At 70.7% G+C, this 18,354-nt stretch carries 16 protein-coding genes; 6 read left to right on the top strand and 10 right to left on the bottom strand.

Annotated elements, in window-relative coordinates:
• Positions 1-47 precede the first annotated feature (47 nt).
• The gene (locus tag ACGF8A_RS18995; protein WP_393109536.1) at positions 48-1,937 is read right to left on the bottom strand and encodes a BTAD domain-containing putative transcriptional regulator; all 1,890 of its coding nucleotides are present in this window, start codon (positions 1,935-1,937) and stop codon (positions 48-50) included.
• 1,052 nt (positions 1,938-2,989) lie between these two features.
• Here ACGF8A_RS18995 and ppk2 point away from each other — a divergent pair.
• From ppk2 to ACGF8A_RS18980, 3 genes are all read left to right on the top strand, one after another.
• Positions 2,990-3,982, top strand: a complete 993-nt coding sequence (gene ppk2 / locus ACGF8A_RS18990; protein WP_393109534.1) for a polyphosphate kinase 2 — start codon at positions 2,990-2,992, stop codon at positions 3,980-3,982.
• A gap of 115 nt (positions 3,983-4,097) precedes the next feature.
• A complete protein-coding gene (locus ACGF8A_RS18985; RefSeq protein WP_393109532.1) occupies positions 4,098-4,544 on the top strand; it encodes a DoxX family protein in 447 nt (148 codons plus the stop codon).
• Between the two features lie 310 nt (positions 4,545-4,854).
• Positions 4,855-5,559, top strand: coding sequence for an FAD binding domain-containing protein (locus ACGF8A_RS18980; RefSeq protein WP_393109530.1), 705 nt, complete (start codon positions 4,855-4,857; stop codon positions 5,557-5,559).
• Positions 5,560-5,655: 96 nt separating this feature from the next.
• Here ACGF8A_RS18980 and mgrA read toward each other — a convergent pair whose 3' ends face one another.
• Entirely contained in the window at positions 5,656-6,705 is a 1,050-nt protein-coding gene (gene mgrA, locus ACGF8A_RS18975) for an L-glyceraldehyde 3-phosphate reductase (protein WP_393109528.1), read from the bottom strand.
• Between the two features lie 497 nt (positions 6,706-7,202).
• Between mgrA and ACGF8A_RS18970 the strand changes: the two genes are divergently transcribed.
• The 3 genes from ACGF8A_RS18970 (at position 7,203) to ACGF8A_RS18960 (ending at position 10,749) form a co-directional block, all read left to right on the top strand.
• Positions 7,203-7,538 carry a hypothetical protein gene (locus ACGF8A_RS18970; RefSeq protein WP_393109526.1) on the top strand — a complete coding sequence of 112 codons (336 nt, stop codon included), beginning with the start codon at positions 7,203-7,205 and terminating at the stop codon, positions 7,536-7,538.
• Between the two features lie 589 nt (positions 7,539-8,127).
• Positions 8,128-9,195, top strand: a complete 1,068-nt coding sequence (locus tag ACGF8A_RS18965) for a glycoside hydrolase family 5 protein (RefSeq protein WP_393109524.1) — start codon at positions 8,128-8,130, stop codon at positions 9,193-9,195.
• A gap of 414 nt (positions 9,196-9,609) precedes the next feature.
• A complete protein-coding gene (locus ACGF8A_RS18960; RefSeq protein WP_393109522.1) occupies positions 9,610-10,749 on the top strand; it encodes an AI-2E family transporter in 1,140 nt (379 codons plus the stop codon).
• Positions 10,750-10,807: 58 nt separating this feature from the next.
• On the opposite strand, the gene ACGF8A_RS18955 is transcribed toward ACGF8A_RS18960, so the two are convergent.
• The 8 genes from ACGF8A_RS18955 to ACGF8A_RS18920 form a co-directional block, all read right to left on the bottom strand.
• Positions 10,808-11,221 carry a cytidine deaminase gene (locus ACGF8A_RS18955; RefSeq protein ID WP_393109520.1) on the bottom strand — a complete coding sequence of 138 codons (414 nt, stop codon included), beginning with the start codon at positions 11,219-11,221 and terminating at the stop codon, positions 10,808-10,810.
• Between the two features lie 165 nt (positions 11,222-11,386).
• Positions 11,387-12,184 (bottom strand): enoyl-CoA hydratase/isomerase family protein, encoded by a 798-nt coding sequence (locus tag ACGF8A_RS18950; protein ID WP_393109518.1) that lies wholly within the window; start codon positions 12,182-12,184, stop codon positions 11,387-11,389.
• Positions 12,181-13,461 carry a cytochrome P450 gene (locus ACGF8A_RS18945; protein ID WP_393109516.1) on the bottom strand — a complete coding sequence of 427 codons (1,281 nt, stop codon included), beginning with the start codon at positions 13,459-13,461 and terminating at the stop codon, positions 12,181-12,183. Before ACGF8A_RS18945 ends, ACGF8A_RS18950 begins: the two co-directional genes overlap by 4 nt.
• Before the next feature lie 60 nt (positions 13,462-13,521).
• Positions 13,522-14,898, bottom strand: a complete 1,377-nt coding sequence (locus ACGF8A_RS18940) for a cytochrome P450 (RefSeq protein WP_393109514.1) — start codon at positions 14,896-14,898, stop codon at positions 13,522-13,524.
• Positions 14,899-14,908: 10 nt separating this feature from the next.
• Positions 14,909-15,469: an ATP/GTP-binding protein gene (locus tag ACGF8A_RS18935; RefSeq protein ID WP_393109512.1), complete on the bottom strand. Its 561-nt coding sequence runs from the start codon at positions 15,467-15,469 to the stop codon at positions 14,909-14,911.
• A 3-nt stretch (positions 15,470-15,472) separates the two neighbouring features.
• Complete coding sequence (locus ACGF8A_RS18930; RefSeq protein WP_393109510.1) at positions 15,473-15,856, bottom strand: DUF742 domain-containing protein; 384 nt, start codon at positions 15,854-15,856, stop codon at positions 15,473-15,475.
• A complete protein-coding gene (locus ACGF8A_RS18925; protein WP_393109803.1) occupies positions 15,849-16,676 on the bottom strand; it encodes a roadblock/LC7 domain-containing protein in 828 nt (275 codons plus the stop codon). The genes ACGF8A_RS18930 and ACGF8A_RS18925 overlap by 8 nt, the downstream gene beginning before the upstream one ends.
• Before the next feature lie 20 nt (positions 16,677-16,696).
• Positions 16,697-17,830 (bottom strand): ATP-binding protein, encoded by a 1,134-nt coding sequence (locus tag ACGF8A_RS18920; RefSeq protein ID WP_393109508.1) that lies wholly within the window; start codon positions 17,828-17,830, stop codon positions 16,697-16,699.
• Between the last annotated feature and the right edge of the window lie 524 nt (positions 17,831-18,354).

The raw sequence follows: 18,354 nt of genomic DNA, 5'->3' as shown, positions 1-18,354 counted from the left end.
GTCCGGAAGGGGACCGGTGAGAGCCAGGCCGGCGGGTGGTCGCTGGGTCAGCCGGGGGCCGCCGTGGTACCGATGCGGAGCCGTGGCGGGGGCGTCTCCAGCTGACGCGCGTAGATTTTGAGCAGTTCGTGGATGCGGTACGGCCTGGGCGGGCCTTCCTCGACGAATCCGGCGTCCGCCAGCCGTTCGAGGACCTCGTCGGACACGTCCGGGGGCGCCGCACGGGCGTTCCCGCGCTCCGTGGCCAGCAGCACGAACGCCTCCCTCAGCTCGGGACTCAGCCGGCGCAGCGCCGCCCCGAACACGCCGGGTACGGACATGAGCGGCTCGTCCGCCAGCGAGAGCCTGGCAGGCAGATCCGCGGCCAGCCAGCCGGCGCAGTCGCCGATGCCGAGGCCGGGACGCGTCAGCAGCCGGGCAGCGGCGATCCGCAGGCTCAGCGGGAAGTGACCGCACATGCGGGCCAGTTCACGGGCGGCTTGGGGTTCCGCTGCGACCCGCTCGGCGCCCAGCGTGCTGATGAGCAGGTGATGCGACTCCTCCGGGTCGAGCGTGTCGAGGCGGTGCACGACCCCGCCATGGGTGGCGATCAGCCCGGCCAGGCCGCGCCGGCTGGTCACCACGGCGACGCCCTCGCCGGGGGCGGGGAGCAGGGGGCGTATCTGCTCCGCGCTCACCGCGTCGTCGAGGACGAGCAGACGACGTCCGGGTCCGTTCAGGGGCGGAAGCTGGGCGCGGGCCTCGGAGGCGTCGACAGGACTGCCGTCCGCCCGGGTCATCCGGAGCGTGCAACAGCCGCCGGGAAAGGCCTCCTGAGCCAGGTGGGCGGCCTGGAGGGCGAGAGCCGTCTTGCCGATCCCGGGGGCTCCGGAGATCACCACCGGCCCGGCTGCCGGACCGTCGGCCGTCAACGCGCTTTGCAGAGCGGCGAGTTGAGTGCTGCGGCCGGTGAAACAGGGGACGGGGGCCACCGGGGCGATCGCGGACGGGGCGGCCGGGACGGCGGGGACCGCCGGGACCGTGGGAGCGGCGGGGGCCTGCGCCGGGGGAGGGGAGGGCGGTACCGGCGCGACGGCCGGTACCGGGAGCAGGTCGTCCGGCGACGTGGAGTGCGGTGCGCCCGCCTCGCCCGACGGGAGCGCCGGAAGGGAGGCGGTTGCGGCCTCGATCGCGGCGATGGCGCGGGCCTGCGGGGCACCGAGATCCTCGCCGCGAAGTATCGTCAGCTCCAGGCGCTGCAGGGGGGCGCCCGGGTCGATTCCGAACTCCTCCTTGAGGCGCTCCTTGACGGCTCTGATCTCCGCGAGGGCCTCGGTCTGGCGGCCGGTCCGGTAGAGGGCCTCGATCAACTGTTCGGAGAACCGCTCCCTCTCCGGGTGGCGTCTGGCCGCGTCCCAGACCTCCGACAGCACCTCGCGACATCGGCCGCGTGCCAGCTCGATGTCGCAGAGCCGCTCCAGCGCCCGCAGGCGCTCCTCGGTCAGCCGGGGCGCCTCGTCGCGGTGGAGCATGTGCGACGCCACGTTGGCCAGCACCGGCCCGTGCCACAGCGCGAGCGCCTCCCTGAGCACGTGGGACTCGGTCTCGGCGTCGCCGGCCAAGTCCGCCGAGCGGACCAGTTCACGGAAGCGGACGAGGTCGAGGGTCTCGCGGTCCATGCGCATCCGGTATCCGCCCGGGACGGCCTCGATCGCGTCGTTCGCGATCCCGTACTTCGCGAAGATCCGCCGCAGCCGCAGAACGCAGCTCTGCAGGGCGGCCCGCGCGGTGGCGGGGGGCTCGGTGTCCCAGACGGCCCGCACCAGGTACTCGGTCGACACGGCCGCGCCGGAGTGGATGAGCAGGGCCGCCAGCAGACTCGTCGGCTTGGACGGCTGCAGCACGGCGGCGTGCTCGCCATCGGCGATGCTGAGCAGCCCTAACAGCTGGAACCGCATCCTGTATTTCGCTCCGTCTGGTTTGCTGACGGGACCGGCGGGCGGCTGATCCAGCTCGCTGCCGGGACCGACAGGAATACGAGTGCAAAGGGTCGGGGGGTGCTGACGTCTTTTTGTCGCTCGATGATCCGAAAAGAAGCGCGGAACGGGGTTGACTCTGCGGCAGCGGCCATCCGGCCCCCTTTTGGGAGTGCCTTTCATGCAGGTGCCAGCGAGTACCTTAAGTGATGTCCCGGAGTCACGTCGATCCCCGAGTTCAGGAAAATCCAGCGGGCGCCGGATTTATGTCACATTCCTTGAATGCTGCACTTGGCCTGTTTGTCCACCCTGTGTCGGTGGATGTGAAGCACCCTGGTCGACAGGTGAGTTGGGAGCGGGGCCGCCCCGCCGGCTGTCGTGGTTCGTGGCCGGCCCCGGGGGCGCCGCCGCGGCGAGTAATTCCGGAGGCGAGCAGCCCGGCGGGTGGGCGCAGTGGCATGTCAGGGGCAGTGGGAAGGTGAATGAGCCTCTGCTTTGTTGCCGCTTCGCTCGAGCGGCACCATTGCGTCGACGAAATTCACTGTGGGCTACTTGGAGAAGCAAATCCCTTCCTGGCGCGGTGATGGTTCACGCTATTGCCTGTCTCGGCGAACGAGTCGCGGAGGAAGCGTTAATTCCTTCGGTCGCGCAGGCGTCGGAAAGGGCGCGGTGATGTCATCAGGCGCTCGCCCCGGCGGCCTTCCCCGCCGCCTGCGCCGGCGTGAGGACCTGGTCCGTGACGTGCAGGACGTGGTGCACCTGTTGTTCGTACGCGCGCGTTGTGGCCGAGGTCCGGCCGTTGAGGGGCCGCACGCGGGTGCGGGGCCGGCAGTAGGACGAGGCCGGAGTCGGCCACCGTCCGGGGTGTCGTTCGGCAGGGACTGTGAGGTGCCGGCGTCAGGTGCCGCCGTCGGGGAGTACTCGAGGTGTGCCGGTCGGGCCGGAGGCGGCGAGCACCGGCACCTGCGTGTTCGCGCGGTGAGCGGGCAGGAGTTCCGGATGGATTGGGTCGTCGTGCAGGGACAGGGAATTACATGGACTCCGAGCGGAACGATGCGCCGTCGATGAGCGGCACCGGCTCAGATACGGTCGAGCAGGAACTCCTCGACGGCCTCAGTGTGGACGAGCAGCGCCCCGAGCGGCCGATTCTGCTCAACGAGGACGGCAGCCCTGTGGATACCTGGCGGGACAACCATCCATACGACCACAAAGTGCGCAGAGCCGATTACGAGCGGCAGAAACGCATCCTGCAGATAGAACTGCTCAAGATGCAGCGCTGGGTGAAGGACACCGGCCAGCGGATCGTCGTGGTCTGCGAAGGCCGGGACGCGGCCGGCAAGGGCGGCACCATCCAGCGATTCACCGAGCGGCTGAATCCTCGCGGCGCCCGTGTGATCGCGTTGGAGAAGCCGACCGAAAGGGAGGCCGGCCAATGGTACTTCCAGCGCTATGTGGCGCATCTGCCTGCCCGTGGGGAGATCGTCTTCTTCGACCGGTCCTGGTACAACCGGGCGGGCGTCGAGCGGGTGATGGGCTTTTGCACGGATGACGAGTACCGCCAGTTCCTCGACCAGGCACCGCTGTTCGAGAAGCTGTTGACGGAGGACGGCATCACGCTGGTGAAATTCTGGTTCTCCGTCTCCCAGGCCGAGCAACGCACCCGGTTCGCCATCCGGCAGGTGGACCCCGTGCGCCGCTGGAAACTCTCGCCGACGGACCTCGCCTCGCTCGACCGCTGGGACGACTACACGGCGGCCAAGGTGGAGATGTTCCGTGCCACGGACACCCCCCACGCGCCGTGGACGGTGGTGAAGAACAACGACAAGCGACGCGGCCGCCTGGAAGCCATGCGCAGCCTGCTCGACCGCTGCGACTACCCGGCGAAGGACCACGCCGCCGTCGGCAAGCCCGACCCCCTGATCGTGGGTGCCGCGGACACCCTGCTGGAGGCCGGTGAGCGGCCTACCGACCTGAGCCCCACCCCGCTGGTCGGTCACCACGACGGCCCGGGGACCCATCCCCGCTGAGCCGGTGTCCGGATGAGCCAAGTGGCCGGCCCGAACGTAATCAGTACGGGAGAGGCTGGTCCCGCCTCGCCCGCGCCGCTCGGCGGCGCGCGTATTGATTCGAGGAGTACGACCGATGAGCACCGCACCACTGAACGACCGGCTGGCGGGATACCAGCCTCTTGTCCTCGGCGCGTTCCGCATCGTCCTGGGCATCCTGTTCACCAGCGAGGGTGTCGCCACCCTCTTCGGTGTCCTCGGCCGGGAGGCGAGCCCGGTGGGTGACTGGCCGTTCTGGCACGCCGGAGTGATCGAGTTGGTGTGCGGCGTTCTTGTCCTGCTCGGGGTGGCAACGCGCGGTGCGGCGTTCATCAGCTCGGGAATCATGGCGTTCGCCTACTTCACCGAGCACCAGAAGGACGGTCTCTTCCCCCTGCAGAACGGCGGTCTGTCCCCCGTGCTGTTCTGCTGGGGCTTCCTGCTCCTGGTCTTCTTCGGGCCCGGCGCCCTGTCCGTGGCGGGGCCGGCCCGCCGGAGCCGCCCGGCCGCGGAGGGTGCCCGGCTGACCGGTCCGGCCGCCTGACGCGGGCCGCGGGCCGTACCAGGGCCCGACGGCGGTGCCGGCCGGCCCCGGAGTGGCATCGCTCCTTGCTCTCCCGGCGCGGCCGAGTTGGCCTCGGACACGGACGACCTGGGCCGGTCAGGTCGCACAGGACGGTTCGCGGTCGTCGGCGTTGCCGGCGTCGTCGGCGGCGCGAGACGGAACGGACGGCGTGCTTGTGTGAGCCCTGGACGCGCCCCCCGTCGAAGGGATTGTCTTACCGCGGGGCAGGTGGCTACTTCACGCCACGCACCGCTCCGATCCGGTCTGCGTGGAAGGCGGGTGGTCACTGGTGTTGTTGCGTTTGCCGGCGTCCGTGTCCGAGGCGAGGGAGTGTCTGGCCGAGGGAGCTGTGCCGATCGGCGGGGCGACACTCGTGTGGGCCACGTGGCAGCGGGACGGCTTCCCCGCGCTGGCGATGTCGCTGCGTGACGTGCCCGAGGCCAATGTGCTGGAACGCACCGCCGTGGGCGGGGCCGTGGTGCTGCAGCGGATCGACGACCGGGTGCCCGAAGCGCTGCGCCTGGCCGCCGCCCGCGTGGGTACCGGGGCCGTCCGGCGCAGCGCGACCGTCGGCGGCAACCTCGTCGGGAGCACGCTGCGCTGCCTGCTGCCCGCGGCGCTCGTGCTGGACGCACGGGCGACGGTGCTGGAACCGGACGGTGTCCGGGAGACGGACCTGGCCGAGGTGGTGGCCAAGCGTCCCGTCCTCCTCAGCCTGCGCTGGCGCGAGCCCGTCACCAGCGCGTTCTTCAAACTGGCCGGTGCGGCGGGCGCGGAACCGCCCCTGGTGATCGCCTCGGCGGTGCACGCCGAGGACGGCGGCCGTCGCCTGCGCGTCGCCGTCCGGGACGGCTACGACGTGCTCGACGGCAGCACCATGTGCACCGGCGACACCGAGGAGACGCTGCAAGCGCTGCGGGCAACCGCTCTCGGCGACCTCTCGCCGGCCGCGTGGGACATCGTCCATGCACACGTAGCCGCTTCGCCGATCTGATCGTGACGCGCGTGGGCCGAGCCGGGCCGTTACCGCGCAGGGGCAGCCGGGCGCGCTTTCGCGTTCCCGGCCGGCCCCTTCCCGGGGGCGGAACGCTCAGCTCAGGGTGCCGGTGCGGGCCTGCTGCCAGAGGTCCACATTGCCCGCGATGAGGGCGTTTTCGTCGATCTCCCGGAGTTCGTCGTCGGTGAAGGAGAGGTTGTCCAGGGCGGCGACGTTCTGCTCCAGCTGCTCGACGCGGGAGGCGCCGATGACGAGAGAGGTGACCCGCTCGTCACGCAACGCCCAGGCCAGCGCCATCTGGGCCAGGCTCTGGCCGCGGCGGGCGGCGATGTCGTTCAGGGCGCGCAGTCGCCCGAGCGTGTCGTCGGTGAGCCAGCCGGTGTCGAAGGACTTGTCCTGGCCGGCCCGGGAGTCGTCGGGAATGCCGTCGAGGTAACGCCCGGTGAGCAGGCCCTGGGCAAGGGCGGTGAACCCGATGACGCCGAACCCTTCCTCGGCGGCGGCGTCGAGGAGGCCGTCGGTCTCGATCCACCGGTTGAGCATGTTGTAGGAGGGCTGGTGGATCAGCAGCGGGGTGCCCAGTTCGCGCAGGATGGCGGCGGCCTGCCGGGTGCGCTCGGCGTCGTAGGAGGAGATGCCGACGTAGAGGGCCTTGCCCTGCCGCACAGCGGTGTCGAGCGCGGTCATCGTCTCCTCCAGCGGCGTGGAGGCGTCCAGCCGGTGGGAATAGAAGATGTCCACGTACTCCAGCCCCATCCGCGTCAGCGACTGGTCGAGCGAGGCGAGGACGTACTTGCGTGATCCCCCGCCCTGGCCGTAGGGGCCGGGCCACATGTCCCAGCCGGCCTTGGTGGAGACGATCAGCTCGTCGCGGTAGGGCCGCAGGTCCTGCCGCAGGAGCTTGCCGAAGTTCAGTTCGGCCGCACCGTAGGGCGGGCCGTAGTTGTTGGCGAGGTCGTGGTGGGTGATCCCGAGGTCGAAGGCGCGCAGGGCGATCCGACGCTGGGCCTCGAAGGGCTTGTCGTCACCGAAGTTGTGCCAGTAGCCGAGCGACAGGACCGGCAGGTCGAGCCCGGAGCGACCGGTGCGCCGGTAGAGCATGGCACCGTCGTAGCGGCCGGAGTCCGCGACGTAGGTCGACATGAGGAGCGTCTCCAAGGTGAGCCGGAGGGGCGAACGCCCTGATCAGGGGATGCTCACTACCTTGCGGTACGGCGAATGCGAAGTCCAACACGTCTCACTCATCACACTGTGCACCGCCGTTTCTCAATGTCTCCGGGGCAACCCCGATCCGCCGCCCTGATCGGGGGAGGGCCGCCTGCCTGAGTGCGGCATCGTGCCCCAAGCCGTCCGTCTCGCGTTGTCCGTTGCGAAGAGGGGGAACGCTGTCCGTCAGGGGTGTCGACTCCCCGCGAAGCGCTTGCCTCACTGCGGTCAAGCCCAGAACCGGTCCGGAGGCGTTCACGGATGAACCACCACCCGTATCCCGAAGCAGACAGCGTCCGCCTCCCGGAAACCAGCGAGACCCGCGCCGGAAAGGTCAGGGCGCGTGTCACGGGCCTCCTCGTCGACGACCGGGGCGGCGTACGACGCGTCGGCGGTGACCTCGCTGCCCCGGGCCCGGGCGAGGGGTCGCAGCGGTGAGCGGCGGTCGCTGGGCGGGCCTCGTCTTCCCCCTGCTGTTCCTGCTGTCCGCCGCCGCCGTGGCCGTCATGCTCGCGCGCGACGCCCGCAAGCACTCGCGTCAGGACGCGAACGTGAGCGCCGAGCGCGTTGCCGTCCGTGTCCTGCTGCTCTTCGGTGACCAGGCGGAGATCGTCGCCGATGTGCCGGCGGAGGAGCGCGCAGAGCCGGAGCGCTACCCGGCCGCCGACATCGCGGCGGCGGTCGGCGTGCCGGCCAGTGACCTGCCCGGCATGCGGCTGACGGCGGAGGTCGGCAAGGACCATCGGCTCTCCGGCTGGCACCAGGCCTGACGGCAACGGCCCGCCCGCCGCGGTCGTTCGGCCGGGCGCCCGCGTTCGACCCGGTGTGTGCCTCCGGCGAGGGCGCCGACCTCGCGTTGTTCACCGTGCGCCGCGGCAGCCGGCAGGCCCGTGCGCGGCCGGGCTGGAGCCTGTGATCCACATGCGCGCTACTCCATTCGGATGCAGACTTGACCCGACGTAGCCGCCCTGAGAAAGCCCGCCCACTCTCCCCCTGGGAGGTGCCGTGGTCTTGATCGCGTTGCTTGTCCCGGCCCTACTACTGCTCCTCCTCCTTGCCATGGAAGCGTTCGAGGACCTCGTGTTCCCGCCGCCGAAGACACCACCCGCGGAGGAGGCCCCACCGGATCAGCCGGTGGGGCCGTGAACGACCGGGCCCCAGCCCCCGCACCAGCCTCGTGCGGGGGCTGGGGCTTGTCACGCGAGCGGATCGAACGCGCGCTCTTGTGACCTGTTCGTCCACCGACGTGAACCGCTGTGGATGACCGCCGACGACGGCACCCTTGCCGCTTGCGGAAGCCACCTGCTTCCATCAGGTTAGGAAAGTTTCCTATCGGTCACGCCGGTGAACGGAGTTCACGTGAAACTGAAGCTCAGGCTGTTACCCCCGGCCGCGGTGGCGGCCGCCCTCGGCGGTGCCCTGCTCCTGACCACGGCCGTGCTCCCCACCGCATCTGCCCGCGCTACGGCGAACCAGGCCGCGGCGGACACGCCGGTCTCCGTGAACGGACAGCTCACGGTGTGCGGCACCAAGCTCTGCAACAGCCATGGCAACCCCGTCCAGCTCCGCGGCATGAGCACCCACGGCACCCAGTGGTACCCGCACTGCCTGACCGGCGGTTCGCTCGACGCCCTGGCCCGGGACTGGAAGGCCGACGTCCTGCGAGTCTCGACCTACGTGCAGGAGGGAGGGTACGAGACGAATCCCACGCACTTCACCGAACTCGCCAACTCCCTGATCCAGCAGGCGACCGACCGCGGGATGTACGTGATCGTCGACTGGCACATGCTCACCCCCGGTGACCCCCACGCCAACCTGAGCAAGGCGCGGAAGTTCTTCACCGACATCGCCCGTCGCAACAAGGGCAGGAACAACATCCTCTACGAGATCGCCAACGAACCCAGCGGCGTGAGCTGGTCCCGGATCAAGAGCTACGCGGAACAGATCATCCCGACCATCCGCACCATCGACTCCGATGCCCCGGTGCTGGTCGGGACCCGTGCCTGGTCCTCGTTCGGCGTCTCCGAAGGGGCCGACGAGTCGGAGGTGGTCAGCAATCCGGTCCGGGCGTCCAACATCATGTACACCTTCCACTTCTACGCCGACTCGCACCGCGACGAGTACCTGGCAACCCTCTCCCGCGCCGCCGACGCGCTCCCCGTCTTCGTCACCGAGTTCGGCACCCAGAACTACGCCGGAGAGGGCAGCAACGACTTCGCCATGTCGCAGCGTTACCTCGATCTGATGGCGAACAAGAAGATCAGCTGGACGAACTGGAACTTCTCCGACGACCACCGCACCGGAGCGGTCTTCAAGACCGGTACCTGCAACAACCCTGGCTCCTGGGCCGGCACCGCACCTCTGAAGCCCGCCGGCGTATGGGTCCGTGAGCGCATCAGGACCCCCGACGCCTTCCCGGTCGGCTGACTCCCGCTCGGGCGTCGCCCCTGCCCCAGGTCAGAGTGGCGCCCGAGTGGACGCCACCGACAGCGCCCCTCAGCCCGCTCGCCGCGGCGCCGTACGAAGCCTGATGGTGCGTGCTTCGGGGCGCAGCGCGAACTCGGGCGACACGCGGTGGAACAGGCGGCCCGGCTGCTGACCGGAAGCGGTCCGCTCAGCCACGACGAACTGGTGGTGAGGGCCGAACTGCGGCGGCGCGCATCCGCGTAGGCGGGGCCGGGACACCCATGCGCCACCGATGTCGGCACGGGCCGCCAACTCCCACCGGCGCGGCCTGCGTCGGCGTGCCGGCCTGCTCCGTCGGGGCGGGAGCGGTGACCGGCGCGGATGATTGCCGGGCCGCTCGGACGGAGGCAGCGCGGCGGCGCATAGGGTGATCGCATGTCTGCCCCTTTGAGCCCTGCGAGAACCCGTGCCGCACTCCGTGCCTCGGCGCGCATATCGGTGGAGCTGCTGCTGGTCCTCGCGGGGACCGCGGTGGTGCTCTGGCTTCTCGGCCGGATGTGGTCGATCGTCTGGCCCCTCGTCATCGGCCTGCTCCTCACCACGCTGACCTGGCCGGCCGCCCGGTTCCTGCGCCGTCACGGATGGCCGCCCGCCCTCGCCGCGTCGGTGGTGACCGTGCTCTTCCTCGCGGTCGCCGCCGGCGCCGTGGCACTCATCGCCGTACCGGTCGCCTCGCAGTCCGGGGAGTTGACCGACGGAGTGGTCGAGGGCATCGAGCGGGTACGGGAGTGGGCCGCGGGCCCGCCGCTGAACATCGGTGACGAACAGATCACCACCGCCCTGGACACCGCCACCGAGCGTCTCCAGAGCGGCGTCGGCAGCATGCTCACCACGCTCGCCACCGGCGTGGGCACGGTCGTCAACGGTGTGGTGACCGCGGTCCTCGCCCTGTTCCTGATGTTCTTCTTCCTCAAGGACGGGCCGCGGTTCCTGCCCTGGCTCGCCCGCCAGCTGCCCGGGCGCCTCGCGGCCGACATCCCGGCCGTGGCCGAGCGCGGCTGGGACACCCTCGGTGCCTTCGTGCGCTCCCAGGCGGCGGTCGGTCTGCTGGACGCCGTCCTCATCGGCATCGGGCTCTGGGCCCTGGACGTCCCGCTGGTCCTCCCGCTCGCCGTGCTCACCTTCGTGTGCGCGTTCGTGCCGATCATCGGTGCGCTGTTCGCCGGCTTCGTGGCGGTGCTGATCGCCCTCGTGTCCAACGGGCTGACGGACGCCCTGATCGTGCTGGCGATCATCGTCGTGGTGCAGCAGCTGGAGGGGAACGTCTTCCAGCCCATGATCCAGAGCCGGGGGCTCGGCCTGCACGCGGCGGTCGTCCTGCTGGCCGTGACCCTGGGCGGCAGCCTCGCGGGCATCGTGGGCAGCCTGCTCGCCGTACCGGCCGCCGCACTGATCGCGGTGGTCTGGAACTACGTGCGCGACCAGCTGTCCGAGCCGCCGCACGACCCGCAGGCCGTTCCGGCGCCCGGCCGCGGGACCGACCCGGAACCCGCGACAGCCCCCCTCCCCTCCTGACGGCCCTCGCCCTCCCGTACGGCGGGAGGGCGACCCGGCACATCCTGCGGCGCGTGCGTCACCCGGCGTCGAATCGATGGTCGGCCCAGACATAACCTTCGGGCAGCAGGCCGGCGACGGGGACGGTGCGCAGGCGGCCGTCCGCGCCGACGATGACGTCGAGGGCGGGGAAGTAGTCGAGCAGCACCTGGCGGCACCGGCCGCACGGGGGCACGACACCGCGGTCACGGTCGCCCACCGCGACGACCGTGTCCAGCTCGTGAGCGCCTTGGGCGGCCGCGGCCCCGATGAGGACCAGTTCGGCGCAGGGTCCTCCCGTGAAGTGGTAGGCGTTCACCGCCGTGACGATGCGGCCGTCCCGGGCGCGGGCGGCGGCCGCCATGGTGTGGTTCTCGCCCCGGCAGCGGGTGCGCGCGACGTGTGCCGCGGCCTCCACGAGTTCCTGGTCGACGTGGTGGGGGTGCGTGGTCATCTTCGCCGCCTTCGTCGGCTGTCACCCCCGGGCACGCGGCGCAGGGGTGAAGAGGGTGAGGACCAAGGGCAAGAACCCCGCCGTCGTCGGCGGGGCCCTTGCCCTCGAATGAGCGGCCGTGCCCGGTGCTTCCCGGGCGAGCGCCCGGACTACGCCACTGAAGCGTCAGTCACGAGCCCGGCGCCGGGTGAGCTGTGTGGTCAGCAGGTGTGAGTCGAGCAGGGCGAGGTCGCCCGTGCGGGCGGCTTGGGCGTATGCGGTGAGCATGCGTTTGGTCAGGACGAGTGCCTCGGGGGAACGCCGGGCGAGGGGTTTCGTCCAGGCGTTGACGATGTCGTCCAGCTGCTCCAGAGGCGCCACCTTGTGCAGGAGCCCGAGCTGGTGTGCGGTGGTCGCGTCGAAGGCGTCGCAGGTCAGCATGAGTTCGCGGATCCTCGCGGCGCCGGCCTCCCAGATGAGGCGGCCCATGGCGCCGCCCCACGCGGGTGCGAGACCGATGCCGACCTCGGGCATGCGGAACTGGGCGGTGTCCGAGCCCGCGCGGAGGTCGCAGTGCGCCGCGAGTGCGAGTCCGGCGCCGACGACCTTGCCGTGGAGCCGGGCGATGGTGACGGCGTGGGTGTTCTCCAGGGCCTGACACAGCCGGTGCGCCTTGTCCGCGATGCGGCGCAGCGACCCTATGGTCGGGTCCGTCGCCAGGGCCTCCTCGAATTCCCGGCGGTCGGCTCCCAGACAGAAGTCGTCGCCCTGGGAGGCGAGGACCAGGACGCGGATGTCCGGCCGGTCGTGGAGGCTGTCGAGGACAGCGGTGAGTTGGTCCAGGACGGCGGCGCTCAGAGTGTCGTCCTGGAAGGCGGCGTTGAGCTGGACGCGCAGGACAGGGCCGGTCTGCGTGATGCCCAGGGACTCGCCCGCGGACGGGGGAGTGGGCGCGGCGGGGGCGGGGGCGGTCGAGATGTTCATGCGAGGGCGACATCCAAGTTCAGCAGGCGCCTGAACGCCACCCGGGGGGCACGGGCGGGCCGGCGGACCAGGGTGAGCCGGGGCAGGCGTGCGAGGGTCCGGCGTAGCAGGGTCTGGGCCTCCAGCCTGGCCAGGGGCGCGCCGAGGCAGTAGTGGATGCCCGCGCTGAAGGCGAGGTGGGCGGGCTTGCGGTGGGGGTCGAACAGATCGGGAAGGGCGAAGCGGGCGGGGTCCCGGTGGGCGGCGCCCACCATGAGGTGGGCCATCTCGCCCGCGCGGACCTCGACGCCCTCCAGGACACAGTCGGAGGCGGCGATCCGGCTGATCACGTGGGTCGGAGGGTCGTAACGCAGTGCCTCCTCCACGAACGCCGGGACCAGGTCGGGTCGTTCGGTGAGCAGGTCCCAGCGGTCGGGCTGTTCGACGAGGTGGAGCGTCATGGTCGACAGGAGGGTCGAGGTCGTTTCGAGGGCCGCCAGCAGGACGAACAGGGCGAGGAAGTAGACCGCTTCATCGGCCTTGTCCTGGTCAGGCTCCATGGAGTCCCAGGTCCGTATCCAGCGCGACACGGGGTCCTCGCCGGGGTGCGCGCGCCGTTCGCGCACCAGGTCGAGGAAGTAGGCGCGCAGTTCGGCCATGGCGATGTCGGATCGGGTCAACTGACTGGCGGAGGGCAGCAGTTCCTGGGTGAAGACCTGGTCGTGGGTGAGTTCCCGCAGGAGCGGCCAGTCCGCGCTCGGCAGCGCGAGCCAGTCCCCGACGGTGGCGACGGGGAGCTCCTCACACACCAGGGCCGCGAAGTCCGCCTCCCCGGCGCGCAGACGCTCGTGCACGGTGTCGAGGAAACGGTCCACGAACCCGCTCACCCGCCGTCCGATGCGGTCGATGGTGTGCCGGTCGAAGTTGCCCGCCGACCGGCGCACGCGGGTGTGCTCCGGGGGGTTGAGCGCGGGCAGGGTGCGGCTGATCTCGCGGGAGGAGGGAGCGCTCCAGCGGGTGCGTTCTCCCTGCTGCTCCCTCCACTTCGTGTCGGGTTCGAGCCAGGCGCCGCTGCGCAGCACCTGGTCGCACGTGCGGAAGGTGGTGACGAGGAAACCGCCCCAAGGGGCGGGGCTGACTCCGCCCCGCGCTTGGAGTTCCGCGTAGAGAGGGAAGGGATCGGCCTGTCCTTCAGCCGTACGGAGGCGGGAGAACAGGGAGACGGTGGCCCGACGGTCGGCCGAGCTAGCCGTGGCAGTCCCCACGATGACGGCTCCTTTCTGGTGACCAGCCGCCATACGTACCCGTGGGGTATTTGAAGCATCCAATAACACGATCGGTTCTTATGGTTACTTACATCACTCGCCCCTCACCCAGGCGCGGAAGCGGCTGAACAGACCGCCCTTGTGCTGCGGCGCGTCCTGGGCCGGCCGAGGGTGCGGGGACACCTGGGACGTGGCAGCGGACGGCTGCGCCGGCTGGGCCGCGCGCGAGGCGAGCGGCGTCGAGGGGGCGGCCGGCGGGACGGGGCGGGGCGTGAACCGCACGGGAACGGCCGTCAGGGAGCGGCTCCACGGGGCCGGCACCCAGGCGAGTTCCTTGAACGGGACACCCACCTCCATGTCGGGGAGCCGGTTGAGCAGGGACTCGACCGCCGTGGCCGCGATCATGAACGCCGGGTCCTTGGCCGGGCACGCGTGAGGACCGGCACCGAAGGCCAGGTGGGCCTTGGAGCTGAGCTGCTCGCGGTGCTCCGTCAGCTTGGGATCGGTGTTGGCCGACGCGAAGGAGATCAGCACCGGGTCGTTGGCCCGCAGCGTCCTGCCACCCAGCTCGACATCCTGAGTGGGGTAGTGGGCGGCGTAGTTGGCGATCGGCGCGTAGTTCCACAGCGTCTTCACGACCGCGTCCTCGATCGGCAGGCCGGCCGGCCACTCGTCACTGAGGTACAGGGCGCTGCTGGTGCCGATCGCCGCGGCCAGGGGCGCGGTTCCGCCGGAGAGCAGGGTGACGAGCTGGTGCAGCACCTCCTCGTCGGTCAGCCGGGCGGAGTGCACCATCAGACGGGTGGTGAGGTCCTCGCCCGGCTGGCTGCGCTTGAGGGCGATCAGTTCGGCGAGCGCGCCGCCCAGCACCTCGTCGGCACCGGCGGTGCCCTGGAAGATGCCGGTGATCCCGGTGATGACGCGGTCGCCCAGCTCCGGCGGGCAGCCGAACAGATCGCCGAACACCAGCAGCGGCAACGGCTGGGCGTAGGCGGTCATCAGCTCGGCCTCACCGGCGCGGTCGGAGCTGAACCGGCTGATCAGGTAGTCGGCCGACTGCTGGACCAGGCGTACGAGCCGGACCTCGTCGACCGTGGCGAGGCTGTCCGTGACCGCCTGCCGCAGCCGGGCGTGTGCGGCGCCGTCGCTGAACAGGGCGTTGGGGCGGTAGCCCATCATGGGCAGGGCCGGGCTGTCGGCGGGCACGCGCCCTTCGCTCAACGCGTTCCACCGGCGTGAGTCCCGCACGAACAGGGCGGGGTTCTGCAGGATGTACAGGCTCGCGTCGTAGCTGGTCACGAGCTCGACCTGCACGCCTGGCGCGATGTCGACGGGGGCGCTGTGCCCCAGCGAGCGCAGGTGGGCGTACTGGCGCTCGGGGTCGGAGCCGAACTCCGGCCCGTACAGCGGGACGTTGCCGTGAGCGGGACAGCCGGCCGGTATGCCGGCCGGGTCGGATTGCTGGTGCATGCCGTGGCTCCTAGCCAAGTATGGACATGAGGTGCTTCACGAGGGTGATGAGGGACTGCGCCGCGGAATCCTGGTCGCGGACGTCGCAGTAGTTGATGGGGGTCTCATCGGAGAGGTTGAGCGCCTCGCGTACCTCGTCGAGCGGGTAGTCGGGGGTGCCGTCGAAGCGGTTGACGCCGATGGCGTAGCCCAGTCCGAACTGCTCGACCAGGTCGAGGATGGGGAAGCTTTCGTGCAGTCGCTCGGGGTCCACCAGCACCAGTGCGCCCAGCGCGCCCCGGGACAGGCCCTCCCACATCTCCTTGAAGCGCTCCTGTCCCGGCGTTCCGAAGAGGTAGAGGACGAGGGTGTCGCTGAGGGTCAGACGACCGAAGTCCATCGCCACGGTGGTGGTCGTCTTGTCCGGGGTGCCCGACAGATCGTCGAGGCCCTCACTGGCCTCGGTGATCTCCTCCTCGGTCTGGAGGGGCTCGATCTCGGAGATGCTTCCGATGAAAGTGGTCTTCCCGACCCCGAAGTGGCCCATGACGAGGATCTTCACGGAACGGGAGACGGCTGGATCCAGATACACGGCTTACGCTCCGAATCGTGTCTTCAGGCCGTCGAGCACGGCGGTGAGCAGTTCACGGTCGACACGTTCGGCACGTGGCGCCGGATTCCTCACGAAGATCAGGCCGTCCTCCGCCATCTGCGCCAGCAGGATGCGCACGATGCCCAGGGGCAGCCGCGTGTAGCCGGAAACCTCGGCCACGGACAGGAAACCGTCGGCGATCAGGTCCATGACCGCGCGGGCCTCCGGGGACAGCGTGCGAGCCGCCGCCGAGCCCCCTTCCTGGGCGGTGACGAGTGTGGTGTGCTCGTACTCGTGCTCCGCGGGCAAGGCGCGCCCCTTCGCGATGACGAACAGAGGGACTAACGCCGACGTCAGCTCCAGCTCGCCGTCCGCTTCCTCACGCATCGCCGGCCCTCCCTCCCTGGGACACCTGCCGCGCGACGAGCGCAGGTATCACGTCACTCAGGCGCGTGGTGAACTCCTCGATGTCGCAGTCGTGCTCGGCCGCCGCCGCCAGGAAGGCACCCGCCCCGGCCGCGATCAGGAAGATCCAGCCGTGCTGGAACTCGATGACCGTCTGGCGCCACTCGTCGTCGCGCAGTCCGCCCGCGAACGGCGCCGTGGCACGGCTGTAGGCGTGGATCCCCGTCATGGCCGCGGAGATCGTGTCGGCGAGATCCCGGCCGATCCCGGTACTCGCCCCCCGGGGCAGGCCGTCCGCGCCGAGCAGCAGAGCGTGCCGGGCACCCGGCACGGAGGCGATCACCTGGTCCAGTTCGGGCAGGACGAACCCCGTTCCGCCCACCTCCCCCCGCCGCACCGCGGCATCGCCCGCGGCCGAGGCCGCGTCACCGGCGGTCACCCTCGGAGGGGAGGTGAGGTTGCTGCCGAGCCGGGCGACCAGCCGGTTCATCCGGAAGGAGATCTGCTGCATGTCGACGTCGGGCTCCGCGGCGGCGGCCAGGTAGGCGCCCTGACCGGCCCCGATCAGGAACACCCAGCCGTGCGAGAACTCGACGATCGTCTGGTTCCACAGCCGGTCCTGCGACGGTCCGGCGAAGTGGGCCGTGGCCCGGCTGAGTGACTGCATCCCGGCCATGGCGGCGGATATCGTACGGACGTCCTTCTGGTTCAGGCCGTCCGTGGACCCGCGCGGGAGGCCGTCCGCGGACAGCACCACGGCGTGCCGTGCCCGGGGCACGTTGTCCACGATGTCCTGGACCATCCACGACATGTCTGTAGTTGTCATGCCTCTTCGGACCCTTCAGGAGTCGGGGCTTCGAGGTCACGGCCCGAGAGCGTGCCGCGCTGAAATGCCCCCAACCCGCCGCCGGAGCCCCGGGAGGCCCTCCTGGGCGTCTGCTCACCGCCGGCGACGCCCCCGTCGGTGGGGACGCTGGTGATGGGCGACTTGCGCGCTCCACGCTTCGGCAGCCCGTGCACCGTACGCGGGCTGGACTGCTCACGGCCCTCACCGCGGCGGATGCTGCTCACCTGCGCCTCGGTGGCCGGCGGGGTGGTCTCCTCCATGGTCCACAACTCCTCGGGCAGCAGGACGACGGCACGCACGCCGCCGTACCGGGAGACTCCGGTGACGTCCACCTTGAAGCCGTACTGACGAGCGATCAGACCGATGACAGGGAAGCCGAACTTCGGCTGGGTGCCCAGCTGCGACAGCCGTGGGACGGCTTCGCCGGACAGCAGCGCGGTCGCCTTGTGCCGGTCCTCGTCACTCATGCTGACGCCGGCGTCGTCGATGACGATGCACAGGTTCTTCTGCACGCGCTGGAACGTCACCTCGATCGGCGCGTCCGCCTGCGAGAAGCTGGCGGCGTTGTCAAGCAGCTCGGCCACCGCCAGGGCGACCGGCGCGACGGCGGACGACTTCAGGGCGATGCCGCTCGGCTGCATGATCTCGACCCGGTGGAAGTTCCGGATCTGGCTCTGGGCGCTGCGGACGACGTCGTAGACGCTGGCAGGCTGGTTGCGCCGGCCGAGAGGCGCGCCGCACATGACGGCGATGCCCTGGGCCTTCCGGGCCATCTGCGCGTTGGCGTGGGTGACCTCCATGAGGTCGGTGAGGACGGTGTGCCCGCCGTACTTGCGCTGGATCTCGTCCAGCAGCACCGTCTGCTCGACCGCGAGGCTCTGCAGAAAGCGGGCGGCGCCCTTGAGGACCGCCTTGGTGCTTTCCTCAGCGGCCTGCTCGGCCTCCCGGATCACACCGTCCTGCTCGCCGCGGACCTTGGCCAGCTCGTGCTGCGCGCGGGTGAGTTCGGCCTCGGCGTAGTTCAGCCGCTGGCCCAGTGCGGCTTCCGACTCCCCCTTCCTCACCCCCAGGGCTCTGTTGCGAAGTACGAGCGCTACGACTGCGGCCATGGCGGTCACCGCTGTCGCAACCAGGCACCAAAGAAGCACGTCTTGAGTCATGGAAACCTTTCTCGGCGCATGGCATGCAGGCGTCGACGGACCTCGCAAGGGGCCCGCAACCCGTCCCACGAGGACTGCATTGCTGCTGGTGCGAGGAACACCTCGGGTCAGCACCCGAACAAAGTGGATCAAGGTCGCAGACGGCGGAATGCTATCACCGTCAACTCGGCGCGCCGTCAACCGCGTATGACGCCTTCACAGGATCAACAAGGGCGCCTGCAAGGGGCGTTGACGAAGGCCGACAACCCGGCCGGCAGCCACTGCCGCCTCGGCGGGGCCGGGCGCCGGCGGCATGGCTGCGACCGCCCTGACCGGGCGTCCGACGGGAATACCGGTGACCCGGCCGTGCGGCGGGGGGGGGGGCCCCGGCCCCCCCCCCCCCCCGCCCCGCCCCCCCCCCCCCCGGGGCCCCCCCCCCCCCCCCCCGCCCCCCCCCCGCCCCCCCCGGCGGGTCCGCAGACGCACGGCCCCCC

This window comes from Streptomyces sp. NPDC047706, assembly GCF_043204795.1.
Lineage (GTDB): Bacteria > Actinomycetota > Actinomycetes > Streptomycetales > Streptomycetaceae > Streptomyces.
Note: the sequence above shows the minus strand (reverse complement) of the source record. Positions and strands in the feature narration are given on the sequence as shown.